General features: G+C 65.3%; 20 protein-coding genes and 1 tRNA gene. 13 read left to right on the forward strand and 8 right to left on the reverse strand.

The annotated features are described in order from the left end of the window. Nucleotides 1-13: 13 nt before the first annotated feature. Genes CAL15_RS12040 through CAL15_RS12050 form a run of 3 tightly spaced genes read left to right on the forward strand, consistent with a single transcriptional unit; the run spans nt 14 to nt 3,257 of the window. A complete protein-coding gene (locus tag CAL15_RS12040; protein WP_086078803.1) occupies nt 14-766 on the forward strand; it encodes a glucose 1-dehydrogenase in 753 nt (250 codons plus the stop codon). A gap of 28 nt (nt 767-794) precedes the next feature. Then, on the forward strand, nt 795-1,919 hold the full coding sequence (locus CAL15_RS12045) for a zinc-dependent alcohol dehydrogenase family protein (protein WP_086078804.1): 1,125 nt from the start codon (nt 795-797) through the stop codon (nt 1,917-1,919). A 36-nt stretch (nt 1,920-1,955) separates the two neighbouring features. Beyond that, on the forward strand, nt 1,956-3,257 hold the full coding sequence (locus CAL15_RS12050) for an ABC transporter substrate-binding protein (protein ID WP_086078805.1): 1,302 nt from the start codon (nt 1,956-1,958) through the stop codon (nt 3,255-3,257). A gap of 506 nt (nt 3,258-3,763) precedes the next feature. Here the strand turns inward: CAL15_RS12050 and CAL15_RS12060 are convergent. Continuing rightward, on the reverse strand, nt 3,764-4,783 hold the full coding sequence (locus tag CAL15_RS12060) for a TRAP transporter substrate-binding protein (protein ID WP_086078806.1): 1,020 nt from the start codon (nt 4,781-4,783) through the stop codon (nt 3,764-3,766). A 91-nt stretch (nt 4,784-4,874) separates the two neighbouring features. Then, nucleotides 4,875-5,657 (reverse strand): cyclase family protein, encoded by a 783-nt coding sequence (locus CAL15_RS12065; protein WP_086081066.1) that lies wholly within the window; start codon nt 5,655-5,657, stop codon nt 4,875-4,877. 220 nt (nt 5,658-5,877) lie between these two features. Between CAL15_RS12065 and CAL15_RS12070 the strand changes: the two genes are divergently transcribed. Next, nucleotides 5,878-6,918: an AraC family transcriptional regulator gene (locus CAL15_RS12070; RefSeq protein WP_086078807.1), complete on the forward strand. Its 1,041-nt coding sequence runs from the start codon at nt 5,878-5,880 to the stop codon at nt 6,916-6,918. 78 nt (nt 6,919-6,996) lie between these two features. Next, nucleotides 6,997-7,239, forward strand: a complete 243-nt coding sequence (locus CAL15_RS12075; RefSeq protein WP_086078808.1) for a hypothetical protein — start codon at nt 6,997-6,999, stop codon at nt 7,237-7,239. Between the two features lie 406 nt (nt 7,240-7,645). On the opposite strand, the gene CAL15_RS12080 is transcribed toward CAL15_RS12075, so the two are convergent. Beyond that, nucleotides 7,646-8,119, reverse strand: coding sequence for a DUF411 domain-containing protein (locus CAL15_RS12080; protein WP_086078809.1), 474 nt, complete (start codon nt 8,117-8,119; stop codon nt 7,646-7,648). 138 nt (nt 8,120-8,257) lie between these two features. Between CAL15_RS12080 and CAL15_RS12085 the strand changes: the two genes are divergently transcribed. Further along, nucleotides 8,258-8,932 carry a heavy metal response regulator transcription factor gene (locus CAL15_RS12085; RefSeq protein ID WP_086081067.1) on the forward strand — a complete coding sequence of 225 codons (675 nt, stop codon included), beginning with the start codon at nt 8,258-8,260 and terminating at the stop codon, nt 8,930-8,932. Further along, nucleotides 8,929-10,365 carry a heavy metal sensor histidine kinase gene (locus CAL15_RS12090; protein ID WP_086078810.1) on the forward strand — a complete coding sequence of 479 codons (1,437 nt, stop codon included), beginning with the start codon at nt 8,929-8,931 and terminating at the stop codon, nt 10,363-10,365. Before CAL15_RS12085 ends, CAL15_RS12090 begins: the two co-directional genes overlap by 4 nt. 111 nt (nt 10,366-10,476) lie before the next feature. Here the strand turns inward: CAL15_RS12090 and copD are convergent, their stop codons facing one another. The 4 genes from copD to CAL15_RS12110 form a co-directional block, all read right to left on the reverse strand. Further along, nucleotides 10,477-11,421, reverse strand: coding sequence for a copper homeostasis membrane protein CopD (gene copD, locus CAL15_RS12095; protein WP_086078811.1), 945 nt, complete (start codon nt 11,419-11,421; stop codon nt 10,477-10,479). Beyond that, nucleotides 11,422-11,808 (reverse strand): copper homeostasis periplasmic binding protein CopC, encoded by a 387-nt coding sequence (gene copC / locus CAL15_RS12100; RefSeq protein ID WP_086078812.1) that lies wholly within the window; start codon nt 11,806-11,808, stop codon nt 11,422-11,424. It lies immediately after the preceding gene. 97 nt (nt 11,809-11,905) lie between these two features. Then, nucleotides 11,906-12,736, reverse strand: coding sequence for a copper resistance protein B (locus CAL15_RS12105; RefSeq protein ID WP_420042500.1), 831 nt, complete (start codon nt 12,734-12,736; stop codon nt 11,906-11,908). Next, a complete protein-coding gene (locus CAL15_RS12110) occupies nt 12,733-14,601 on the reverse strand; it encodes a copper resistance system multicopper oxidase (RefSeq protein ID WP_086078813.1) in 1,869 nt (622 codons plus the stop codon). The genes CAL15_RS12105 and CAL15_RS12110 overlap by 4 nt, the downstream gene beginning before the upstream one ends. Nucleotides 14,602-15,092: 491 nt before the next feature. On the opposite strand from CAL15_RS12110, the gene CAL15_RS12115 reads away from it, so the two are divergent. Then, nucleotides 15,093-15,281, forward strand: a complete 189-nt coding sequence (locus tag CAL15_RS12115) for a hypothetical protein (RefSeq protein ID WP_157666650.1) — start codon at nt 15,093-15,095, stop codon at nt 15,279-15,281. Nucleotides 15,282-15,390: 109 nt separating this feature from the next. Here CAL15_RS12115 and CAL15_RS12120 read toward each other — a convergent pair. Next, nucleotides 15,391-15,466: transfer RNA gene (locus CAL15_RS12120), tRNA-His, on the reverse strand. A 147-nt stretch (nt 15,467-15,613) separates the two neighbouring features. On the opposite strand from CAL15_RS12120, the gene CAL15_RS12125 reads away from it, so the two are divergent. The 5 genes from CAL15_RS12125 (at nt 15,614) to CAL15_RS12145 (ending at nt 22,165) form a co-directional block, all read left to right on the forward strand. After that, a complete protein-coding gene (locus CAL15_RS12125; protein WP_198299035.1) occupies nt 15,614-17,074 on the forward strand; it encodes a phospholipase D-like domain-containing protein in 1,461 nt (486 codons plus the stop codon). A gap of 282 nt (nt 17,075-17,356) precedes the next feature. After that, nucleotides 17,357-18,049, forward strand: a complete 693-nt coding sequence (locus tag CAL15_RS12130) for a class I SAM-dependent methyltransferase (RefSeq protein ID WP_086078816.1) — start codon at nt 17,357-17,359, stop codon at nt 18,047-18,049. A 45-nt stretch (nt 18,050-18,094) separates the two neighbouring features. Further along, nucleotides 18,095-20,368, forward strand: coding sequence for a molybdopterin-dependent oxidoreductase (locus CAL15_RS12135; protein WP_086078817.1), 2,274 nt, complete (start codon nt 18,095-18,097; stop codon nt 20,366-20,368). 85 nt (nt 20,369-20,453) lie between these two features. Continuing rightward, complete coding sequence (locus tag CAL15_RS12140; protein WP_086078818.1) at nt 20,454-21,407, forward strand: 3-hydroxyacyl-CoA dehydrogenase NAD-binding domain-containing protein; 954 nt, start codon at nt 20,454-20,456, stop codon at nt 21,405-21,407. Next, nucleotides 21,404-22,165 (forward strand): SDR family oxidoreductase, encoded by a 762-nt coding sequence (locus CAL15_RS12145; protein WP_086078819.1) that lies wholly within the window; start codon nt 21,404-21,406, stop codon nt 22,163-22,165. The genes CAL15_RS12140 and CAL15_RS12145 overlap by 4 nt, the downstream gene beginning before the upstream one ends. Nucleotides 22,166-22,167 lie beyond the last annotated feature (2 nt).

Consider the following 22,167-nt stretch of genomic DNA (forward strand, 5'->3'; position numbering starts at 1 on the left):
TACGGAGACACTCATGGGTCAACTGCAAGGCAAGGTCGCCATCGTCACGGGCGCGGGCGGCGGCTTCGGCGAAGGCATCGCGCGGCTCTACGCGCAGGAAGGCGCCAAGGTGGTCGTGGCGGACATCAAGAAAGACGCGGCCGACCGCGTCGCCGGCGACCTGGGCGATGCCGCCCTGTCCATCGAGGCCGACGTGTCGCGCCGCACTGACATCGACGCGGTGGTGCGCGCCGCGCGGGAGAGGTTCGGCGCCGTGGACGTCGTGGTGAACAACGCGGCCATCACCCACAAGAACCAGCCCATGCTGGACGTGGACGAGGCCACCTTCGACCGCATGTTCGAGGTCAACGTCAAGTCCATTTACCACATGGCGCAGGCCGTGGTCCCGGTGATGCGCAGCCAGGGCGGCGGCGTCATCCTGAACATCGGCTCGACCGCGGGCATACGGCCTCGTCCCGGGCTGAGCTGGTACAACGCCTCGAAAGGCGCGGTGAACGTGCTGTCCAAGTCGATGGCCGTCGAGCTCGGCCCCGAGAAGATCCGGGTCAACGCCATCTGCCCCGTGATGGGCGTGACCGGCATGTTCGAACTGTTCATGGGCCTGCCCGACACGCCGGAGAACCGCGCGAAGTTCCAGTCCACCATCCCGCTGGGCCGCTTCTGCCAGCCCTCCGACGTCGCCGCCGCCGCGCTGTTCCTGGCCAGCGACGCCGCCGAATTCATCACCGGCATCGAGTTTCCCGTCGACGGCGGCCGCACCATTTGAGCCCGGCCTGCACCCGCGAGGTATCGTCATGAAAATCCAAGCCGCAGTGCTGCGCCAGAGCAACGTGCAGGGTCCCTACGCGCAGACCCGCCCGCTGGCCATCACCGAAGTTGAGCTCGATCCGCCCGGCCCCGGCGAACTGCTGGTGCGCATCAAGGCGGCCGGGCTGTGCCATTCCGACCTGTCGGTCATCAACGGCGACCGGCCGCGCGCCCTGCCCATCGTGCTGGGGCACGAGTCCTCGGGCGAAGTCGTCGAGACGGGTCCGGGCGTGACCGACCTGCGCGCGGGCGACCACGTGGTCATGGTGTTCGTGCCCAGTTGCGGCGGCTGCGGGCCATGCCTGGAAGGCCGGCCCGCGCTGTGCGAACCGGGCGCTGCCGCCAATACGCAGGGCACGCTACTGGGCGGCGAGCGCCGCCTGCACATCGGCGGCGACCGGCTCAATCACCACACGGGCGTGTCGTGCTTCGCCGAATATGCCGTCGTGTCGCGCCGCTCGTGCGTGAAGGTGCAGGCGCCGCTCAGCCACCGCGAGGCGGCGCTGTTCGGCTGCGCGGTGCTGACCGGCGCCGGCGCGGTGATCAACCGCGCGCGCATCAGGGCCGGCGACACCGCGGCCGTCATCGGCCTGGGCGGCGTCGGCATGAGCGCGCTGCTGGCCGCCGTGGCCGCGGGCGCCCTGCGCGTGGTGGCGGTGGACTTCAGCGACGAGAAACTCGAGCTCGCGCGCACCCTGGGCGCCACGCACCTGGTCAATCCCGCGCAGGTGCAGAGCGACGACGACCTCTACGACATGGCCGGCGGACACGTCGACTACGGCTTCGACATGGCCGGAGCCGTGCCCGCCTTCGAGACCGCCTACAAACTGACGCGCCGCGGCGGCGCCACCGTCACTTCCGGGCTGCCCAACCCGCGCCACGGCTACTCGCTGTCGCTGTCGCAGCTCGTGGGCGAGGAACGCGAGATCCGCGGCAGCTACCTGGGATCCGGCGTGCCCGCCGTCGACATCGGCCGCTACATCGAGCTGTACCGCGCCGGCCGGCTTCCGGTGGATCGTCTGATGGGAGAGACCTACACGCTGGACCAGATCAACGAGGGATTCGACCACCTCGCCACCGGCGGCAGCCTGCGCGACGCCATCGTTTTTTAAGGGCATAGACCCGTCCCACCAATCGGAGAAGACATCATGAAGACTCGTTTGGCCGCCCTGTTGGGCGCCACCCTGCTGTCGGCCCATGCCTTGCTGGCGCAGGCCGCCGACAAGCCGAAGGAACTCAACATCGGCATTTCCACCTACCTGTCCGGCTCGGCCTCGGTCTTCGGCATACCGGCGCGCGACGCGGCCGACATACTCATTGCCGACCTGAATGCGGCCGGCGGCATCGACGGCGTGAAGCTGGTGCCCAGCTACATCGACGAGGGCGGCGGCGGCGAGAAACTGCTGGCCGAGTACCGGCGCCTGGCGGAGGGCGGCACCCGCGTGATGCTGTCGGCCATCTCGAGCGGCCACTGCAATATCGTCGCCCCCGTGGCCGAGGACCTGAAGGTGTTGAACGTGCTGTGGGACTGCGGCACCGAGAAGGCGCTGGAGGGCAAGAAATACAAATACGTGGTGCGCACGCAGGCCAATGCCACCACCGAGATGGTGGCCCAGGTGCTGTACCTGATGAAGGTGAAGCCCGACTTCAAGACCCTGGCCATCGTCAACCAGGACTACGCGTGGGGCCGCGACTCGCGCGACATCTTCCTGGCCGCGCTGAAGAAGTTCAAGCCGGACGTGAAGGTCGTGGCCGAGATGTTCCCCAAGTTCGGCGCGGCCGACTTCTCCACCGAGATCAGCCGCCTGCAGGCGTTGAAGCCCGACGTGATCGTGTCGACCTCGTGGGGCGGCGACCTGGACAACTTCGTGCGCCAGGCGTCGCAGCGCAACCTGTTCAGGAACTCCACCTTCGTGCTGTCCCTGGCCGAAAGCTCACTGGAACGGCTGGGCAACGCGCTGCCCGAGGGCGTGTACGTGGGCGCCCGCGGCGACCACTACTTCCTGCATCCCGAAACCAAGGACGATCCGCAGCACCAGGCCTTCATCAAGAAGTTCCATGCCAAGACCGGCGCCTATCCCATCTACTCGGTGTATCACATGGTGCAGGCCATCCATGCCCTGAAGGCCGGCTACGAGAAGGCCATCAAGGCCAACGACGGCGCGTGGCCCACGCCGGAGCAGGTGGCCGCGGCCATGCATGACCTGGACTTCAAGGGATATGGCCGGCCGCTGAAGCTGCATCGCGCCGATGGACAGAGCCTGGAAGCGCAGATGTTCGGTGTCACGCGCAAGAGCGATCAATACCCGTTCAAGGTCCTGGGCGACATCACCATCATCCCGGCCGAGCTGGTCACTCCGGGCCCGGAGGACACGTCCATGGCGTGGATCGAGCAGAAGCTGAAGCCCGAGGTGCTGGAGAGCGATCAGATCAAGGTGTACAAGAACTGACCGGCTCGGTTCGCACCCGGCTTGTGCGCTTCGATGAGCCTCTCCGGTAGACCGCCGCCGGCCGCGCCACCGTGCCGGCCGGGACATCCGGACCTGCGAGGACTGGCACCTGGCCGCCGGGCGCGACATGCCCGGCCGCGTGGAGGCGCCGTCGAACCTCTACAGGCTTCGGCTCCGCTTAACAGTTGCCCTTCTTCGCCTGCCCCGGCGGACAGAACTTCCCGCTGCCATGTCCGTAGCTCGGACTCGGGTCGACGATCACCGACCCATCGGGCGTGTGGACCGCACAGCCCCCGACAAAAAGCGCAACGGCGATGGCCGCAAGTATCTTCATGGCTAGGCACCTCTGGAAAAGGGGCCCCAGTGTATCCGCCGGTATCCGCCATGGGGGCATAGCCATGTAACCAGATGGAAATGCCGGCGCGTACGAGCTCCTGCGAGCCGCGTTCCGATATACATCGCGTCACCGAATGGCCCGCCAGGCGCGGCCGTACACCGGCCCGTCCTCATTTCCCTTGTTGCAATCTCTTCACCAGATCCGCATGCACAGCCGGAGCATCGGCGAACCCCTTCGAGACCAGGTCGGCCAGGTACCGGTCCGTGACCGGCTGCAGGCCGGCCTGCCAGCCGCGCAGCTCCTCGGCGTTCAGGCGCACGATCTCGTGGTCGGGAGCGTGGGCGCCGTCGTAAAAGGGCTTGTCCCACTTGTCCCACAGGCCGCCGAATTGCCCCACCAGGGCGGCGCCGGACATCTCGTCGATGGCTCGCTTCACGTCCGCCGGAAGCGACTCGTAGCGCTGCCTGTTCATCACGATGAAAAATGCCGACGCATAGAACGGCACCGCGGTGTGCTGCTTCATCTGGTCGTTGAATCCCGGAATCGGCGTGCCCCAGTTGGTGACGATGCCGTCGAGCTTGTCGGCCTTCAGCGCGGTGATGATCTCGTCCGGCTGAAGCACCATGGGCACGGCGCCCACCGATTCCAGCGCCACCGACACGGTTCTGTTCGGCACCCGCAGCCGCAGTCCCTTCAGGTCTGCCAGCGTCCTGACACGCGTATGCTTCGTGTGCACCAGCCCAGGGTTGTGCACGAACAGGGCCAGCAGCTTGAAGTCCTTGTACTCCTCCGCCAGGACGCCTTTTTCATACAGGTCCCACAGGGCCTTCGACCCCCTGTCGGCATCGGGCACCACGAACGGCAGCTCGATCACGGAACTGCGCATGAAGCGGTCGCCCTCCGCGCCGCGCAGGCCCAGCGCGATGTCCACCGTTCCGGCCTGCACCTGGCTGGCCTGCTTGCGCACGTCGCCCAGCGGCGAACTGTTGTTGAGCACCTCGACCTGGACCTTGCCGTTGGTCCTGGCTTCCAGCTGCCGGGCCCAGGGCTCCACCAGGTCCACCTGAAAGAAACTGGCCGGCCCAAGGAAATGGGCGAATGTGATCTTCACCGGCTGCGCCGATGCAGGGACGGCGGCAGTGCAGCATGCTGCGGCGAACAGCAGGATGAGGGTCTTCAATCGGGACATGGGCGTAGCGCTCCTGGACTTGATGTATCCATCGATAGGGACTGCGGAAACCGGAAACGGGCTGCAGTCTTGCGCAGCAGCCGCGGCGTGTTCACGACACCAGCGCGATAACGCGCAGCGGGCTGCCCGACCCGCCCTTGATCTTCAGCGGCGACGCAATCACCAGGGCGCCCGTGGCGGGAAGCTGGTCCAGGTTGGCGAGGCATTGAAGCCCGTACTTGTTGGCGCCGTGCATCAAGGTATGGCACGGGTAAGGCAGCGGCCACGAGAACGACTGGCCCGCATCGGTATTGATGGTCTCCACGCCGAAGCCCAGCACGTCGCGCTCATGGATCAGGAACTCGATGGCGGCCTGCGAGGGGCCTGGCGTGTGCGCGCCGTCCTCGCGCATGCCGACGAAGGCATCCGGATCGCTCACCTTCTTCGACCAGTCGGTTCGGAACAGCACCCACGCCTGCGCGGGAATCCGGCCATGATCGGCTTCCCATGCCTTCAGGTATTCCACGGACAGCACCCAGTCCGGGTCGCGCGAGACGGACTCGACCGCATCGATCACCACGGCCGGCGCCACGAACCGCGCCGCGGGAATCGAATCGACGGTGTTGTCGGGATGCGCACGGCCGGTCACCCAGTGCACCGGCGCATCGAAATGCGTGCCGAAGTGCTCTCCACAGGAAAAGTTGTTCATGTACCAGGCCGGTCCGGCCTCGTCGTAGCACGAGATGCGCTCGAGCCTGAACGGCTTCACCTGGCCAAACTGCGCAGGCAGCTGCAGCGCGGGAAAATCCTCGGACAAGGTCTGGGTAAGGTCGACGACCCTCACCTTTCCCTCGGAAAGGGACGCCGCGAGGTCCGCAAGCAATGCATTCGACATGATCATCCGCTCCTGGCGGCAGGTTCGCACCGCCGTACACGGCTACTGTCACGCTCGCGCGCGCGCCGGTCAATGCCCCGGCAACCTCGACAGCGCACTTCATGCAGGACGGGGACAGGCGTTGCAGGAATCGGATAGCGGCACGGGCGCGGGTTTTCATCCATTGAAAATCCCTGCGGCAGGCATAGGATTGCCACGCACTCCAAGCATACGGGCCAACATGCTTATCGCGACGCCAGACACCGCCTCGACGCCGCCGGAGCATCCGGAATGGACCGGCGTTATCGACGTCGACAGCCGTCTCTTGCAGCGCGACCTTCAGCTCTTCGCATCCACCGACATCGACGAAGTCCGTGCCCTGGTCGGCCGGGTGATCAAGCCGCACCAGCTGTCGCTGGTGGGCGGCGGCGGGCGCCTGGACGCCCGCATGCATCACAGTTCGCTGGCCGGTCTCGAGATCAGCCGCCTGACGTACGGCCCGGCCGTTCGCATCCAGCGCACCACTCACCTGAACGACTTCTTCCTGGTGCAGATGCCGCTGAACGGCGCGACCGCCGTGCAGAGCGGAGCGCGCCGCTTCGATGCCTCCACGCGGCTGGCATCCGTGCTGAATCCCCAAGAAGACGTGCGCATGGACTGGAGCCCGGGCAGCGATCTGCTGATGCTGCGACTGTCGAAGTCGCTGGTAGAGCGTCGCCTGGCATCGCATATCGGCCAGGCACTGGACCGCCCGCTGGAATTCGAACTCGATTTCGACTGGAAGAACGACCCCGCCTGGTTGAACTTCGTGTCGTACCTTGCCGCCTCGGCCCCGTATTTCGCAGCCTACGGGCAACACCCGATGATGGCGGACCAGCTCGAACAGATGGCCGCCGGGCTGCTGCTGTCCTGCCACAGGCACAACTATTCGGGCTGCACTCGCGACCGCGGCGCGCGCGTACTGCCCAGGCACGTCAGGCGAGCCCAGGAATACCTGCACACCCATGCCCACGAGCCCATCAACGCCGACCGCATCGCCGAGAACGCGGGCGTCAGCGTGCGCAGCCTGTATCTGGGCTTCAAGGATTTCCTGGGAACGAGCCCGATGCAGTATCTGCGGGACTATCGGCTGGAGAAGGCGCGGGCCGAGCTGAGGAATCCCTCGAGCGCAAGCATCGCGCGGGTCGCGCAGCGCTGGGGCTTCACGCACATGGGGCGGTTCAGCGCGGAGTACAAGCGAAAGTTCGGAGAGTCGCCGAGCGAGACGCTGCGGCGGGCGTGAAGCCGCTGGTCGGCAAAGGCGCGCCCCGGCATGTGGGTTAAAGTCGGCGTCCCCAAGGAAACACAATCGGAGAACCCCATGTCGAACCAGGGCGTCGATGTCACAACCTATGCCGGAAACACCATCGCCGACGTCACGGCCTTGGGGCTGCTGATGTTCCTGGTGACGAAGGACAAAAGCACCCTGGAGATGGCCAACAAGACCATGCATTCGATGCTGGCAAGCATTTACCAGGATGATCGTGCGCCGGAGGCGCTGAAGAACCAGATCCGCACGCGAATCGATTCGATCACGGAGATCGCGTTGCAGCAGTGCAAATGACGAGGCAATCCTGGCTCGGGATGTTCAGGCTCGGCCGGGCCGGATTCGAACCGGGTTGACGCCATCGCTCTTTCAATGCCAGGCGATCGACCAGTCTCCGCACACTACACGAATCGGTTCAATTGCGGCTGGCCTTCCAGCTGCCAGCGCGAGGGCATCGATGATCGAGCGCGTGGCACCTCTTCTCTTTTATGTCTCGCCATCAATGGATCCGCTCGGGAACGCAACATGAACTACGCCTGGATTCTGTTCGCCAGCTGTAGCACTTCCTCGTGGGACGATTCCATCCGCCGTGGTCCATACCTACCTCCGCTCGATCGCTGGTTCGATCACGGTAGAGCTTTCCATCATTGAAAAGGCAAGGTGTATACAAGGCCCAACATGGCACGGCGCGAGCCCCGCCGTGCTACAGGTAATTCTGGTAAAGGCGCGCGGCGCCTCCGAGCTCGATGACATAGACGCTGTACGGAAGGCGGCGCCCGCCGTACTCAGGCCCGTCCATGCCGGGCGCGCCCAAGGGCATGCCAGGTACGGCGAGACCAATGGCGGCGGGACGCTCCCGGAGCAAGCGACGGATCTCCGCCGCCGGCACGTGGCCCTCCAGGGCGTACCCCTCGATCTGGGCGGAATGGCATGACGCATAATTGTCCGGGATGCCGTTGCGCTGACGGACGACAGAGGTATCCCGAACGTCGTGCACCGTGACCGCGAACCCGTTGTCTTGCAGGTGCTTGGCCCAGCCCTTGCAACAGCCGCAGTCGGGCGTTTTCCAAACCGATATCTGGCCGGCACCGCCCGCCAATGCCCAGACAGGCGCACAAGCCAGGGCCGCCAGCAAGGCGCGGCGCGTGTGACGGCGGGTTTCTGGCGTGTGGAGCATGCTGATGGCTTCCTTGTGTATGTCGCCCAGCGCTTACGATGCCACCGCGGTCAGGGCGCAAGCAGGACCCGGCCCCATGCAAAGGACCGGCCGTGGTGCGGGATAATGGCGATTATCCCCCTTCCCGCCTGGCGCATCATGCGGCTGCTCATCATTGAAGACGAACACAAGCTTGCCGATCACCTGCAGAAAGGTCTGTCCGAGCAGAACTACGAGGTGACCGTCGCGCGTGACGGCCTGTCCGGGCGCCGCATGGCGCTTGCCGGCGACCATGACCTCATCATCCTGGACGTGATGCTGCCAGGGCTTGACGGCTTCGGGATTCTGGCCCAGGTGCGCCAAGCGGGCAATACGCCGGTGCTTATGCTGACGGCGCGCGACAAGGTCGAGGACCGCGTGAGGGGGTTGGAAGGCGGCGCGGACGATTACCTAGTCAAACCCTTCGCGTTCTCGGAACTGCTCGCTCGCGTGCATGCACTGCTGCGCCGCGGGCGCAGCCACGAGGCGACCTTGCTAAAACTGGCAGACCTCGAGCTGGACGTGGTGCGCAGAAAGGCGCAGCGCGGCGGCACTCGCCTCGACCTGACCGTCAAGGAATACATGCTGCTTTCCCTCATGTTGCGCCGCCAAGGCGAGGTGGTATCGCGCGCCACGCTCGCCGAGCAGGTATGGGACATGCATTTTGACAGCGACACGAATGTGATCGAAGTGGCCGTCCGCAGGCTGCGTGCCAAGCTGGATGACCCGTTCGAGGTCAAACTCCTGCATACCGTACGCGGCCAGGGCTATGTACTGAAGCGTGGTCACACATGAAGGGGCCTCACCTCACGTCCATCCGGCGTCGTCTGACTCTCCTTCTTGCAGCCATCGCGCTCGTCGTGTCCAGCGTAGCCGGCTATACCCTTTTTCTGGCGCTCAAGTACGAGGTCCAGCGCCGGGAAATGGCTGAAGTCGCCGGCAAGCTAGACCTGATCGATCACCTGATCGGAATGCAAACTACGCTCGAAGGCCTTGCTGCACTCACAGGCACCTTAGACAACATCCTGGTGGGCCACCCCACTCTGAAAGTCTGGCTCGTCGATACGAGCGGCGGCGTCCTGTATGGCGACGCGCCGCCGCATTTGATACAGCACATGCAGGGTCGCGCGGTCCTGCTAGAGACCGTCACCGGAACTCGGATGCGGGCATTGCAAGTGCCCGTGAGGACTCAAGCTGTGCCGGACGCCCTGCTTACGGTCGCCATTGACACGCAACCCAGCGCGGAATTTCTCTATGGCTTTGCTTCGGTGCTCGTTGCTATCTGCATATTCTGGATAGGGGCCTCCGCACTACTGGCTGCCTGGGCGGTTAGGCGCAGCCTGGCACCCGTACACCGGCTTTCGCATCAGGCCGCGCGCATCCAACCCGACCACCTGGACCTGCGTCTACCCGTGCAAGGAATTGATCGGGAATTGCGCGAGCTGTCCGTGGCCTTTAACAGCACCCTGGACCGTCTGCAGGCTGCATATCGGCAGCTGGAAGGTTTTAATGCCGATGTGGCTCACGAGCTGCGCACCCCGTTGGCCACGCTCATCAATGGAACCGAGATCGTCCTGGCTTCGGACCGTTCCAACGAAGAGCTGCGCGACGTGTTGGAGTCCAACCTGGAAGAGCTGGTGGGCCTGAAAGCGCTCATCAATGACATGCTCTTTCTTTCGCGTGCGGACGGCGGCGAGCTCGCCCGCGACGTGCATGAGCTCGAGATGCAGGACGAGATCCGCCATGTCGCGGACTATCATGAAGCGGCCCTACAAGAGGCGCGGCTGAGTTTACGCCAGGCGGGAAATGCGCGGGTTCCGGCAAACCCCCGTTTGCTGCGTCGCGCCCTGTCGAACCTCATCTCTAATGCCATCAAGGCCTCCCCCGCCGGCGCCACACTGGAGGTGGCCTGCATCGAATCATTGACGGATGTCGAGGTTCGGGTAGTCAACCCCGGGGCGGCCATCCCGCCTCACGCCCTGCCCAGAATCTTCGACCGCTTCTATCGCGTGGACGACGCTCGCACCCACCGCTCCGAGGGACACGGGCTGGGCTTGGCGATAGTTCGTGCCATTGCGCAGATGCATGGCGGCCGCGTCTTCGCGCTGTCCGAAGGTGGCCGTACCATTATCGGATTTACGTTATCGCGCATTCGACCAACCGAGCGGCTGCCCCCCCAGCGAAGTGAACGGGATGGTGCGAACGCCGTGGCGCGGCCACGAAGCTGACATTTCCGTAATAAAACAGCACCTTTCATGCCCCAATCGAAGGTATGGCGCGTGCTGCTTTCCTGCCGCTTTCCGGCGCCGGCATCGGCGCCACCCGCGCCCGCCGACTACCTAGGGCAATTGCGCCGTTATGCCCTGGGATGGGTCCAGCGTACCGAGCCACGCCACGGCGGCCAAGATCGAGATCGCGGCGCTCGTTTCCAGCACGAGACTCCTTCGCAGGCCTGACAGCGCTGCGGTTGGCTGCCCGTTCGCGATGCCTCGCTCCAGCATCGGCGTGAGGTGATAGCGGTTTGCCGCCGCGAGGCTCAGCATGAACGCAAAGAGGCCGAGTTTTCCAAGCAGCAGTAGACCGTACTGAGTCGAGAGCAACCCCGCAAGCTGCACGCCGGCAACCAGGCAATAATTCGCCACGCCCGTTGCCACCAGCGCGAGAACGATCCCGGTACCGATCCACGCGAAGCCGGACAAGCCCTGGTGCAACAGGCGCAGGTGGCCGGGTGACTCCAGTCGACCGGGGCGCAATAGCAGTGCAAATATCACCAAGGCGCCAATCCAGCCGGCGGAGGCGATCAGGTGAACGATGTCGGCCGTGAAATGGACATACCGGAGTATGCCCTCGTCCATCGCCCCGTGGCCGCTCCAGGCCACCGTCGCGAGCGACACGAGTCCTAGCGCGGCAGCGATCTTCATCGGTCCCGCTGCCTGAATACGACCGAACAACGCGACCAGCGCGATAAGCAGCAACGCCACAATGCGCGCAGCCCACGCGATCCCGGCGTCAGTGCCAGTAATCATCGTGGAAAAAACCTGGCGGTCCAGTTCACGGATCCCGGAAGCGCCACTCATGACCATGGCGAGCATCACCATATGGCATAGCGAAACTGCCAGCCCAATGCCCGCCAATGCGATCAGCAGCCAACGCAGTCCGATAGCAGCGGCGACCTGGGGCGCATCCTTGCGGAATCCGACTATGCCGATCAGCGGCAGGCCCGCAAGCAGTGTGAGGTCTAGGTATAGCGCAAAACGAATCGAGACATTAAGGCCTTCCTCCACCTACTTCACCTGGAAGGAAAAGTTCCCGGTGACCGGGTGCGTATCCGACGACACCGCGCGCCACTCGACGCGATACGTCCCGGGTGCCAAAGGCCGGGCAGGGGTGATAACCATCACCTTCGGGTCGTCACTACCCGAGATCCGAGATTCGATGGCCATTGGTGCATGGGCGCCCATGCCGGGCATTGCCGTCATCACCAGCTTGGCGCCCGAGAACTGACGCACGAGCGACTCCGAGAAATGCAGCTCGATCTGCTTGGGCGCCGGGCCTTGGGCTTGTGCTTGCGGCACCGTCGATACGAGTTTGGGGTGGGCCTGCGCCGGACCACCGACGATCAGGCCTGCGATGAGCGCAGCGGCGCTATAGGTGGTACGAACGAAAGTCATGATCGAATTCGGCAGATAGTCGCGTAAATCGAGAAGATCAAGGCCGCGGAGATCAGATAGTGTGTCAGCTGCGATCTCGCAAGGCCGCGCGTGACGGTCAGAGCCACATGCGAACGCCGACCAGGAACCGGGTTTCGTTGCGATTTTCGCCGGCGGCGCGCACGAAGTCGGCGGTATTCCCATACGAGCGATTCCAGGTCACCCCGATATACGGCGCGAATTCACGCCGAATCTCGTAGCGCAGGCGCAGCCCGACTTCGGAATTGGCCAAGCCGGCACCGACGTCTCGGTCGGGATCGTTTTTCCCATAGAAGTTCACCTCGGCCATCGGCTGCAGGATCAGCCGGTTGGTGATGAGAATGTCGTATTCGCCTTTCAAGCGCAGGGCGGTCTGGCCACTGTCGCCGACAAAAACGGTTATCTCGGACTCGAAGTTGTAGAGCGCCAAGCCCTGTAGGCCGAAGGCCGCCCAGGTCTGCGAGGGTCCCGGCTTGAAGTCCTGGCGAATGCCACCGACCAAGTCCCACCAGGGGGTGATCGAATGGCCCCACAAAGCCTGCACTTCCACGTGTTCGAGCTTGCCATTGGTCCGCTCGCCTTCCGATCGCAGCCACAGGCGGTCGATGTCGCCACCGACCCAGCCTGTGAAGTCCCAATTCAGAGCGCTGCCATCCTTGGCCTCCTGCCATTCGAGTTCGTCGAACAGAAACTGGTAATTGATCGACGTATCATGAACGGCGTGCCCGGCCGCATCAAAGTTGGCAGCCTTACGGTCCGCATCGGTCAAGACCGGAATCGGTGTGCGGCTTTGCGTTGGCGCGTTGGACTGCGCGGATGCCGCGAACGGAAGTGCAAAGCCCAGCACGACCGCGGCGGCCCTCGCGATCCCGGCTGGGCGGTAGAACGTCGCCATCTTGATGCCGTTCACTCTTGCACCCGAACTTCGCGGAACATGCCCATCTCCATGTGGTACAGGAGGTGGCAGTGGTAGGCCCATCGGCCCAGGGCATCGGCGGTGACCCGGTAGCTGCGTTTCGAGCCAGGTGGCATATCGATCGTGTGCTTACGTACCATGAAGTTGCCTTCCTCGTCCTCCAGGTCGCTCCACATGCCGTGCAGGTGAATCGGATGGCTCATCATCGTGTCGTTGACCAGCACGATTCGAACGCGCTCGCCGTACTTGAGCGGGACAGGCTTGGCGTCCGAAAATTTGACGCCATCGAAGGACCACACGAATTTTTCCATATGGCCGGTCAGGTGCAATTCAATGGTCCGACTCGGCTCCCGCCCATCAGGATCCTCGAAGGTGCTGCGTAAATCCGCATAGGTCAGAACTCGGCGCCTATTTTCACGTAGGCCAATGCCCGGGTCATTTAGCTTGGGCACCGGGTTCATGGCGTGCATGTCCACTAACGGGTTCTCCTTCTCGGATGCCGGGTGGTCCTGCATACCGGTCATACCCTGCGACTGGCCATGATCCATGCCCTGCATGTTGCCATGGTCCATGCCCTGCATGTTGCCATGGTCCATGCCCTGCATGTTGCCATGGTCCATGCCTTGCATCTGGCTATGGTCCATGCCTTGCATGCTGCCGTGGTCCATACTCTGCATCTGACCCTGCATGCTTGGCATTTGGCTATGATTTTCCATGCCCGGCATGCTACCGTGGTCCATGCCGGCCATGCCCATGTCGTCCATCGTGACCAAGGGACGCGGATCCATAGAGGGGATTGGCGCAGTTCGTCCCGCGGCAATCGCCAGTGTGCCTCTGGCGTAACCGGTACGGTCCACGGACTGGGCAAATATGGTGTAAGCGTCCTCGCCCGCCGGTTCGACCAGCACATCGTACGTTTCCGCCACAGCGATTCGGAACTCATCCACGCTGACCGGCTTGACATACTGGCCGTCGGCGGCGACTACCGTCATCTTCAAGCCCGGAATCCGCACATCGAAGTAGCTCATCGAAGCGCCATTGATGAAGCGCAGGCGCACGCGCTCGCCTCGCTGGAAAATGCCGGTCCAGCCAGGTTCCGGTGCCGTGCCATTCATCAGATAGGTGTACGTGTAGCCGCTGACATCTGCCAGATCCGTGGGGTTCATCCGCATCTCGGCCCACATCATCCGGTCATCGGCAGTCGCGCTCCACCCCTTGGACTTTACGTCCCTGACGAAATCGACGAGCGTACGCTTGTGGAAGTTGTAGTAGTCGGATTGCTTCTTCAGCTTCCTGGCGACGTCAGAGGGATCCTCGTCCGTCCAGTCCGACAGCATTACCACATAGTCGCGGTCATAGGTAAACGGTTCCAGCTGCTTGGCCTCGATCACCAACGGCCCATAGACACCGGACTGTTCTTGATAGGCGGAATGGCTGTGATACCAGTAGGTACCGTTCTGCTTGACCTTGAACTGATAGACGTACATGCCACCCGGCTCGATGCCATGGAAACTCAAGCCAGGCACTCCGTCCATGTTGGCGGGCAGAACGATGCCGTGCCAGTGAATCGAAGTTGTCTCTCGAAGTTTATTTTGCACGCGCAGCGTGACGGTATCGCCCTCGCGCCAACGCAGGACGGGCCCCGGTATGCCGCCATTGATCGTGATGGCCGGCCGGCGAGTACCCGTGAAGTTAACCAGCGCCTCTTCGATTGACAGGTCAAATTGGGTGCCCGTCAATACGCCGACCTGGCCTGGGCTATTGATGACTGCCGACGCCCGGCCCAAGCCCATCCCGCTCAGTACGGCGCCCGCACCGAGCGCCTTGACGAAAGTTCGCCTTGATTTAGGACCTTGCATAGAGTTTCCACGAAGCGACCGTACGCTGCCTTGCCCCGGTTCGCCGGTCGGACGCGTGCCATCTGGTCATGTGGCAGTTTCAGCCAATGTAACGAGAAAGATGGTGCCATACCGGCGACCACGCTTGATTACATTTGTGTCAGGTATGGGGCCGCCAGTGCTGCAAGACAGCAGCAGGTCTATAGATGGTGACGTGTTGCGCCCTCACCGCCAGGTTCCGTAAGACGCAGGTATTTTCGTTCTGCGGATATCAATACTGTTGAGTGCGCAGCGTCCCCGCTTGGAGCGATGAAGCGGACGAGCCATTACGTCTTATGCAGACGCCGGCACCTACCTCACCGGGTTCCGCGCCTCAAAGGTTCGGCCATTTCGCAAAACCGGAATTACCGCTGAGGACGTGAGCGTCATATCCGCGAAGCGCAAGAAAGATCAGTTGGGGCTCGTCCTGGGCGGACGCCATGCTCGCATGGATATTGGCATACGAGCCCGACGTGACCGCGCAAAATCTTACTGAGCACCCCTGGTATTTCGCACTACAGGACATCCGGCCAGCCGCCATCACGAAAAAACTGGAGCAGCGCGCACAGGACGCATACGACTTTGCTGCCCACGCCAACCCGCAAACGACCCACCGACACTATGACCGCCGCGTCGTCAAACGGGCCACGGCAACCGAGTAGCCCGTTCTAAAATTCGCGATTTCGTTCTAATTTTCGTATGGCGAAAAGAAAACAGGCACTTCGCTTTCGCGTAAGTGCCTGTTTTCATGCCGTTTTCCGGCAAATTCGGTGGGGTGGCTGATGGGACTCGAACCCACGACAACCGGAATCACAATCCGGGACTCTACCAACTGAGCTACAGCCACCGCAGTAAAGAGGCGAAATTCTATCACGGATTTTCTCGCTTTGGCCAATGCCCTTTCTGCCCGGGCCTTGCTATCCTTGTGCCTGCCCTTCCGTCCCCCATGTCCGAGCCCCTGTGCCGGCGCCCCAAGGTTCGACACAACATGCCCATGGAAGCCATCGAGGAGTTCGTCAATCGCTATTGGCCGCACGTGGCGTTGGGCCTGAGCATCGTGGCGGGCACGGGAGCCGCAGTCCACGCGGCCATGACCAAGAACGACGTGCGCGCGGCCATCGGCTGGGTGGGGCTGACGCTGTTCTCGCCGCTGTTCGGGGCGCTGTTCTATTTCGCGGCCGGCATCAACCGTATCCGCCAGACCCGCATGTCGCAGCAGCGCGACCAGAGCATGGTCGGCTATGCCGAACACTTGGAATCGCGCGACGTGATCGACGTGGTGCCCTACAGCGCCGCACAGTTTTCGTCGCTGCGCCTGCTGGGCGACCGCGTCAGCCGCTTCCGACTGGTGGGCGGCAACGCGATACGGCCGCTGGCGGGCGGCGACGAGGCGTATCCCGCCATGCTCGAGGCCATCCGCGGCGCACGCATCAGCATCGCCCTGCAAAGCTACATCTTCGACAACGACCCCGTCGGGCGCGAAATGGCGCTGGCGCTGATCGAGGCGCACGAACGCGGCGTGCAGGTGCGCGTGCTGATCGACGCCATCGGCAGCCATTACTCGCGCCCGCCCATCGTCGGCATGCTGGCGCGCGCGGGCGTACCCACCGCCCGTTTCATGACCAATCCCCTGGGACTGCTGCGGATGCCCTACGCCAATCTGCGCAGCCACCGCAAGGTGATGGTGGTGGACGGCGTGCGCGGCTTCACGGGCGGCATGAACGTGCGCGCCGCCTTCGTGCACGCGCTGTCGGGCGGCTACACCAACGGCGACACGCATTTCGCGCTGGAAGGTCCGGTCGTGGGTCAGCTGACGGCGGTGTTCGCGCACGACTGGAACTTCACCACGGGCGAGACCCTGGAAGGCGAGCGCTGGTTTCCTTGCGAGCTGATGCGAGGCGCGGGCACGGTGCCGATGCGCTGCGTGCCCTCGGGCCCCGACCGGGCGCTGGGCGCGACGCATGCGATGCTGCTGGGCGCCCTGGCAGTGGCCCAGCGCCACGTGCGCATCCAGTCGCCCTACTTCCTGCCCGACCAGACCCTGATCGGCGCGCTGGCCACCGCCGCGAGGCGCGGCATCGTGGTGGACATCGTGATTCCCGGCAGGAACAACCTGCTGCTGGTCAACTGCGCCATGACGGCGCAGCTGGACCAGGTGCTGCGCACCGGCTGCCGCGTCTGGCGCACGCGGGGCCCATTCGACCACTCCAAGTTGATGACGGTGGATGGCGCCTGGTCGTACGTGGGCTCTTCCAACCTCGACCCGCGCAGCCTGCGCCTGAACTTCGAGCTGGACACCGAGGTGTACGACCACGAGCTCGCCATGTGGATCGGCGCGCGCATCGACGCGCTGATCGCCGAGGCCCACGCCGTCACGCTGGAAGAACTGCGCAAGCTGCCTTTTCTGCAGCGCCTGCGCAATCGCGTGATCTGGCTGGCCTCTCCATATCTTTGATACGCTACACCCTGTTCACGCGCGGTTCGCCGCCGCGTGACCGGGTCCACCGCGTAGCGCTGCGGAAGCGGCCCGGGCCGAGCGTCCCGCCAGCCTGGACGAGGCAGCGCCGAAGCGGCCCCGCCACCCGGCCGAAACACCCCGACATCCGCCCACGGCGCGACGTGCGCGCCGCCGTCCCTGCCCGCACCGGAACTTTTGCGCACCGGGAGCCTCAGTCATCGAGGCCCGGCCGCATCCGCGAGATCGGCAGGAGCATCACCGCTATTCAGGAATCGCACGATGGCATACAGACTACGACAGCATCTCGATCCGATCTACGCCATGTTCGGCATGGTCCGGCAACGCGTCAGCCAATGCCGCCCCGAGCCGGACCACGCCGGCGGCATCGTCCGCTGGTTCTCCGAACAGTTGGATTTCTATCGCGCCTGGCGCGCCAACCCCAAGGGCATCGGCGCCGTGCTGCCCTCCAGTCCCGGCCTGGCCGCGGCCATCACGCGCGAGATCCGCGCCGAGGACGGTCCCGTGCTCGAGCTCGGCAGCGGCACCGGCGTCTTCACGCGAGCGCTGCTGGCGCGCGGCGTGGCGCAGTCCGACCTGGCGCTCATCGAGATGGATGACGCTTTCGCCGAGCAGCTGGCGCAGCGATTTCCGCACGCGCAGGTCTGCCAGGCGGACGCCGCCCGGCTGATGGACACGCCGCTGTTCGGCGGCCGCCAGGCCGCGGCGGCCATATGCGGCCTGCCGCTGCTGAACATGCCGGTGCGCCAGCAGGCCAACATCATGCGCGGCACGTTCTCGCACCTGCAGCCGGGCGGCGCGTGCTATCTGTTCACCTACGGCTGGCGCTGCCCCATCTCGCCGCGCGTGCTGGCGCGCCTGGGCCTGCGGGCGCGCCGCGTCAGCATCGTCTACCTGAACGTGCCGCCGGCACAGGTGTGGAAACTGACGCGCCGCAAGCGCTGGATAGACTAACCTGCCCTGTCCGCGCCGCACATTTCCCGCATGAGCCCAGCCACCATGACCACCGGTACACGCCGCCATCCCCAACTGGCGCATTGGGGCGCCTACACCGCCGTGGTCGAGAACGGCCGGCTGGTGCGATGCGAGCCCTTCGCGCACGATCCCAACCCATCGCCGATGCTCGACAGCATCGTTCCCACCGTGTATTCGCCGCGGCGCATCGCGCGGCCGGCCGTGCGCCGCGGCTGGCTGGAGACCCGCAGCGCGCGCGGCGGCGGCGGGCGCGGTTCAGACGAATTCATCGACATCGACTGGGACCTGGCGCTCGACCTGGCCGCCGAACAGATCGCGCAGGTGCGCGCCGAACACGGGCCGTCGGGCCTGTTCTGCGGCTCGTACGGCTGGGCCTCGGCGGGTCGCCTGCACCATGCGCGCACGCTGGTGCGCCGTTTCTACTTCCAGGGCGGCGGCGGCGTGGACCAGGTGGGCAACTACAGCTGGGGCACCGCCCAGTTTCTGCTGCCCTACGTCATCGGCACGTACGCGCCGCTGACCGGACGCGTCACCGCCTGGCCCAGCATCCTGAGACACACCGAAGTGTTCGTCGCCTTCGGCGGCCTGGCGCTGAAGAACGGCCAGGTGTCCTCTGGCGGCGCCACCGGCCACACGCAAGAGGGCTGGCTGCGCCAGCTGGCCGCCAGCGGCGCGCGGATCATCAACATCAGCCCCATGCGCGACGACTGCCCCGCCTTCCTGAATGCCGAATGGATACCCATCCGGCCCAACACCGACGTGGCGCTGATGCTGGCGCTGGCCCACGAGATACGCCGCCGCGAGGCGCACGACGCGGCCTTCCTCGAGCGCTGCTGCGTGGGCTACGCCGCGCTAGAGGCCTACGCGCTGGGCCAGTCCGACGGCACGCCCAAGACGCCGGAATGGGCCGCTGCCATCACCGGCGTCGACGCCGACCGCATCCGCGGCCTGGCGCAGGCGCTGTGCGGCAGGCGCAGCTATCTGACCTGCGCCTACGCGGTGCAGCGCGCCCAGCATGGCGAGCAGCCTTATTGGATGTTGGTCGCCCTGGCCGCGATGCTGGGCCAGATCGGCCTGCCGGGCGGAGGCTTCGGCTTCGGCCATGGCTCGATGAACGGCGTGGGCAATCCGCGCCTGGCCACGCCTGGGCCCGAAGTGCCCGTGGGCGGCAATCCCGCCGACCTGGCGATTCCGGTGGCGCGCCTGACCGAGATGCTCGAACGCCCCGGCCAGCCTTATGCGTTCCAGGGGCGCACGCAGCACTACCCCGACGTCCACCTCATCCATTGGGCGGGCGGCAATCCCTTCCACCATCATCAGGACCTGGGCCGGCTTCGCCGGGCGTGGCGCAGCAAGCCTTCCACGGTGATCGTGCAGGACATCTGGTGGACCCCGGCCGCGCGCCACGCCGACCTGGTGCTGCCCATCACCACCTCGCTCGAGCGAAACGACGTGGGCGGCTGTTCGCGCGACAGCCATACCATCGCCATGCAGCAGGCCATCGCGCCGGTGGGACAGGCCCGCAATGACTACGACGTGTTCGCGGACCTGGCCGAAAGACTGGGCTACCGCGACGCCTATACCGACGGCCGCACCGAGATGCAGTGGATCGAGCGCATCTACACGCAGTTCGCGCTTGCGCAGCGGCACGTGGGCGTGGAGGTGCCGGGCTTCGACGAATTCTGGGAACGCGGCCACGTGACCCTGCCCCCGCCCGACCAGGACTTCGTGCTGTTCGAGGATTTCCGCCACGACCCGCGGCGCCACGCGCTGCGCACGCCCAGCGGGCGTATCGAGCTGTACAGCGAAACGCTGGCGGGCTACGGCCTGGACGACTGCGGCCCGCATCCGCGCTGGATCCCGCCCCGCGAATGGCTGGGCGCCTCGACGGCGCGCGAGTTCCCGCTGCACCTGCTCACGGTGCAGCCCGCTGACCGTCTGCACAGCCAGCTCGACCCCGCTCCGCTGGCGCGCGCCAACAAGGTGGCCGGCCGCGAGGCGCTGCGCATGCATCCCGGCGACGCGCAGCGGCGCGGCCTGCGGCAGGGCGACACAGCGCGCGCCTACAACGGGCGCGGCGCCTGCCTGGTCGGGGTGGTGCTGGACGACGGCATGCTGCCCGGCACGGTGGCCATGGCCACGGGCGCCTGGTATCAGCCCGGCGAGGACGACCAGCCCGAACAGGCCGGCACCGCCAACGTGCTGACGCTGGACATCGGCACCTCGTCGCTGACGCAGGGACCGAATGCGATGAGCTGCCTGGTCGAGGTAGAGGCGTGGCGCGACACACAGGCTTGAAAGGCACGCCACCGTGATGCTGAGCTTAGGCTGACTGGTGTACTGTTTCCCCTCCCGCGCGATGCGCCTGGGCAGGAGGAGACACATGAGCAAGCACGACAAAGAGCAGATCGCCGTCGTATCGACCGGCGTGATCGGCGCCAACTGGGCCACGCTGTTCCTGGCCCGGGGCCACGACGTCATCGCGACGGATCCCGCGCCGGACGCCGAAGCGCTGTTGCGCGCCCGCGTGACCGCGCAGTGGCCCACGATGACGGCGCTGGGCCTGGCCGAAGGCGCCGACCCCGGCCGGCTGCGTTTCACCCGCTCGCTCGAAGAGGCCGTGTCCGGCGCGACCTTCGTGCAGGAAAACGCGCCGGAAAGACTGGACCTGAAGATCGAGCTGTTCCGCCGCATGGGCGTTGCGGCGCCCCCCGACACGGTTCTGGCCTCCAGTTCCTCCGGCCTGGCGGTCAGCGACATGCAGCAGGCCTGTGCCCATCCCGAACGCGTCGTGCTGGGCCATCCCTTCAACCCGCCCCACCTGATACCGCTGGTCGAAGTGGGCGGCGGCGCGCACACCTCGGCGCGCGCCATCGAGCGCGCCATGGCGTTCTATGCCGCGCTGGGCAAGCGGCCCGTGCACGTGCGTCGTGAAATCAGCGGCCACATCGCCAACCGCCTGCAGGCGGCCCTGTGGCGCGAGGCCATCCACCTGGTAGAGCAGGACGTGGCCAGCGTGGCCGACATCGATACGGTCATCGCGCATGGCCCCGGATTGCGCTGGGCACTGCTGGGCCCGTTCCTGAACCTGCATCTCTCGGGCGGCGCCGGGGGCATCGAACACCTGCTGGACCACCTGGGCCCGCCCATGGAGGAATGGTGGCGCGACCTCGGCTCGCCCCGGCTTACCGAGGCGTTGAAGCATAAGCTGATCTCCGGCGTGGCCCACTCCGCCGGCAGCGCGGGCACGTCCGACCTCGAAGCGCGGCGCGACCGCCTGCTGCTGGAGCTGCTGCGCCTGAAGGCAGCCGACACGCAGCAGGAGCGGCCGGCATGAGCGGCAGGAAAGTACTGATCACCGCGGGCGCATCCGGCATCGGGCTGGAAATGGTCCGCGCCTACGTGGCGGCGGGATACCAGGCGGCCGTGCTCGACATCGACGACGCCGGCCTGGCCGCCCTGCGGCGCGAGCTGCCCGCCGTACACACCGAGCTATGCGACCTGTCGAAGCTGCAAGACATCGAGCAGGCGGTGCCCTCGGCCATCGAGGCGCTGAACGGGCTGGACGTGCTGGTGAACAACGCGGGCATCGCGGGGCCCACGGCGTCCGTGCAGGACTTCGATCCGCTCGCATGGGACCTGGTCATGCGCGTGAACCTGTCCGGCACGTTCAACGTGACACGCCTGGCCATTCCGCGCCTGAAACAGTCCCGCGACGCATCCATCATCGTGATGTCCTCGGTGGCCGGACGCTACGGCTATCCCAACCGCAGCGCGTATTCGGCCAGCAAGTGGGGCCTGGTCGGTTTCACCAAGACCCTGTCGCGCGAGCTGGGCGAGCACGGCATCCGGGTCAACGCCATCCTGCCGGGCGCGGTGGCGGGCCAGCGCATCGAGGCCGTGCTGCAGGGCCGCGCGAAAGCAAGCGGACGATCCCTCGAAGAAGAGCGCACGCTGGCCATGGCGTCGCAGTCCCTGCAGCGCTTCGTCGATCCCCGCGACATCGCGGCCCTGGCGCTGTTTCTATCGTCGGATGCGGGCAAGTCAATCTCGGGCCAGATGCTGTCCATCGACAACGACATGCAGTACACGTAGCG

Source organism: Bordetella genomosp. 13, from assembly GCF_002119665.1.
Taxonomy (GTDB): domain Bacteria; phylum Pseudomonadota; class Gammaproteobacteria; order Burkholderiales; family Burkholderiaceae_B; genus Bordetella.

What these genes read in the sequence shown, in the direction of transcription:
- CAL15_RS12060 (WP_086078806.1), bottom strand. Translation starts at nt 4,783, where the DNA reads ATGTCCCGATTGAAGACCCTCATCCTGCTGTTCGCCGCAGCATGCTGC.
- CAL15_RS12075 (WP_086078808.1), top strand. Translation starts at nt 6,997, where the DNA reads ATGTCGAACCAGGGCGTCGATGTCACAACCTATGCCGGAAACACCATC.
- CAL15_RS12085 (WP_086081067.1), top strand. Translation starts at nt 8,258, where the DNA reads ATGCGGCTGCTCATCATTGAAGACGAACACAAGCTTGCCGATCACCTG.
- CAL15_RS12145 (WP_086078819.1), top strand. Translation starts at nt 21,404, where the DNA reads ATGAGCGGCAGGAAAGTACTGATCACCGCGGGCGCATCCGGCATCGGG.
- CAL15_RS12080 (WP_086078809.1), bottom strand. Translation starts at nt 8,119, where the DNA reads ATGCTCCACACGCCAGAAACCCGCCGTCACACGCGCCGCGCCTTGCTG.
- copC (WP_086078812.1), bottom strand. Translation starts at nt 11,808, where the DNA reads ATGACTTTCGTTCGTACCACCTATAGCGCCGCTGCGCTCATCGCAGGC.
- CAL15_RS12130 (WP_086078816.1), top strand. Translation starts at nt 17,357, where the DNA reads ATGGCATACAGACTACGACAGCATCTCGATCCGATCTACGCCATGTTC.
- CAL15_RS12140 (WP_086078818.1), top strand. Translation starts at nt 20,454, where the DNA reads ATGAGCAAGCACGACAAAGAGCAGATCGCCGTCGTATCGACCGGCGTG.
- CAL15_RS12065 (WP_086081066.1), bottom strand. Translation starts at nt 5,657, where the DNA reads ATGTCGAATGCATTGCTTGCGGACCTCGCGGCGTCCCTTTCCGAGGGA.
- CAL15_RS12045 (WP_086078804.1), top strand. Translation starts at nt 795, where the DNA reads ATGAAAATCCAAGCCGCAGTGCTGCGCCAGAGCAACGTGCAGGGTCCC.
- CAL15_RS12135 (WP_086078817.1), top strand. Translation starts at nt 18,095, where the DNA reads ATGACCACCGGTACACGCCGCCATCCCCAACTGGCGCATTGGGGCGCC.
- CAL15_RS12070 (WP_086078807.1), top strand. Translation starts at nt 5,878, where the DNA reads ATGCTTATCGCGACGCCAGACACCGCCTCGACGCCGCCGGAGCATCCG.
- CAL15_RS12050 (WP_086078805.1), top strand. Translation starts at nt 1,956, where the DNA reads ATGAAGACTCGTTTGGCCGCCCTGTTGGGCGCCACCCTGCTGTCGGCC.
- CAL15_RS12125 (WP_198299035.1), top strand. Translation starts at nt 15,614, where the DNA reads ATGGAAGCCATCGAGGAGTTCGTCAATCGCTATTGGCCGCACGTGGCG.
- CAL15_RS12090 (WP_086078810.1), top strand. Translation starts at nt 8,929, where the DNA reads ATGAAGGGGCCTCACCTCACGTCCATCCGGCGTCGTCTGACTCTCCTT.
- CAL15_RS12110 (WP_086078813.1), bottom strand. Translation starts at nt 14,601, where the DNA reads ATGCAAGGTCCTAAATCAAGGCGAACTTTCGTCAAGGCGCTCGGTGCG.
- CAL15_RS12040 (WP_086078803.1), top strand. Translation starts at nt 14, where the DNA reads ATGGGTCAACTGCAAGGCAAGGTCGCCATCGTCACGGGCGCGGGCGGC.